Source organism: Streptomyces sp. NPDC000229 (genome assembly GCF_040300825.1).
In the GTDB taxonomy this organism is placed as follows: Bacteria; Actinomycetota; Actinomycetes; order Streptomycetales; family Streptomycetaceae; genus Streptomyces.
This window is the reverse complement of sequence record NZ_JBEPEL010000166.1, coordinates 1-1,530: the sequence shown is the minus strand read 5'-3', so window position 1 is coordinate 1,530 and position 1,530 is coordinate 1. Positions and strand designations below refer to the sequence as shown.

Genomic DNA, 1,530 nt, shown 5'->3' with positions numbered 1-1,530 from the left:
ACTACCTGGTCGGCGAGAAGATCGACATCCGCGGCAACGGCACCCCGCTGCGCTACATGGACAAGCCGAGCAGGGACGGCTCCTCGATGGGACTCCTGACCAACCTGCTCAACCCCAAGATCGCTCTCATGTACGCCGCTCTTCTGCCCCAGTTCATGGACCCGCAGGCGGGTCCGGCGTGGGCGCAACTGCTGCAGCTCGGTGGTGTGCAGATCATCGTGGGGATCTCGGTGAACGCTCTGATCATGTTGGGCGCGGCACGGGTGTCGGGGTTTCTGGCTGCCCGGCCCCGCGTGATGACCGCTCAGCGGTTCGCGGCAGGCGGCTTGCTCGGTGTCTTCGCGCTGCGCACAGCCCTGTCCCGTACCCCTGTCTCGGCCTGAGCCATGCACGTGCGCCTGCGTGACCAGTGCTGTTGTGATCGGCGGGACACGTCCTGGCTGACGTGCTGAAGGTCGGGCAGTTCGCCTTGAAGGTGTCTACCTAGTGACGCTGACCTGCGTCGATGGGGCTGCACGCGTCCTGACCTGAGTGGATGAGCCCTCCTCGACCCAGTGTTGGGTTGTTGTGGTCGTAACCGCGGTCGCCGCCCACGACATCGGGGCGCGCTCGCATCCGCAGCGGGAAGGGCATCCAGCATCCGTTGGGGTGGCAGGCCCGCGCTCGCGGCGTGAGGTCCCGCGGTCAGAGCTCTTCCGCGACATTCTCGGACGCCCAACTCCGGAACAACGAGAGTGCCTCGGTCAGATTGCCGGGGCCGCAGGCGATGTGAAACGTCTGCTCGGACGTCCACGCCATCACCCAGTCATGCTCGTCTCGAGTGACGCGCTGACGGGGATGCTCCCGGTCAGCCAACTCCGTCTCCTCAAGATTGATCTTGACGAGCCACCCCGGGTTGTCGAGCGTCTCGATCCTCACGCCCCATTCATGTTCCCAGTCGCCATCACACTGCAAGGCGTACCAGCTCTGCAACCACTCAAGGACGTGCTCGGACCCGGACATGGACGCGAATGATAGGCGAACCACACGCGGACCGACGCGCCCGGTGAACCTTCCCGGTCAGGTCACTAGCTCGGGGAGATGGTGTTCTCGATGTGAGCGAGTTGGGCGGCGAGGATCTCTTCGAACGTGGCGCGGCGGTCCACCCCGAGGGGGCGGACGTCGCGGGCGAACTGCGCCAGGGCCGGCGGGCGTTCGGGGTCGGCGCCGAGTACCGCGACGCGGAACAGCTCCATGCCCTGTTCGTACTCTTCGGGGGTGACGGTGCTGACCCCGGCCTCGGAGGCGATCAGTGCGGCGATGAGGACCGCGATCCGGTGGTAGCGCGCCGGGATCTCCTCGTCGGGCAGTCCCGAGGCGCGCAGAGCTTGCAGCCCCTCTTCCATGACCAGCCGGGAACCGGTGCCGCCTGAGGCGTAGCGTCCCCAGACCGCGGCCGTGGTTCACAAGGCGGTCAAAGGGCGGTCAGGGCGCCAAGCGTGGGACGGATCCGCGTACCCGCCGTGCCGAAATGGCGGACCGACTCTGCCT

General features: G+C 66.8%; 2 protein-coding genes and 1 pseudogene. 1 reads left to right on the top strand and 2 read right to left on the bottom strand.

Translation table 11 applies throughout. From position 1 onward, the window contains the following. Positions 1 to 383 (top strand): LysE family translocator (locus ABT360_RS35275; RefSeq protein ID WP_351825839.1); only part of this gene is annotated, 383 nt, incomplete at its 5' end. A 301-nt stretch (positions 384 to 684) separates the two neighbouring features. Here the strand turns inward: ABT360_RS35275 and ABT360_RS35270 are convergent. Continuing rightward, a complete protein-coding gene (locus ABT360_RS35270) occupies positions 685 to 1,002 on the bottom strand; it encodes an immunity 53 family protein (protein WP_351825837.1) in 318 nt (105 codons plus the stop codon). A gap of 65 nt (positions 1,003 to 1,067) precedes the next feature. After that, positions 1,068 to 1,436: pseudogene (locus ABT360_RS35265) on the bottom strand (TetR/AcrR family transcriptional regulator); the annotation flags it as partial. Positions 1,437 to 1,530 lie beyond the last annotated feature (94 nt).

Bases quoted from the DNA above. Each gene is read 5' to 3' on its own strand.
- ABT360_RS35270 (WP_351825837.1), bottom strand. From the start codon at position 1,002: ATGTCCGGGTCCGAGCACGTCCTTGAGTGGTTGCAGAGCTGGTACGCC.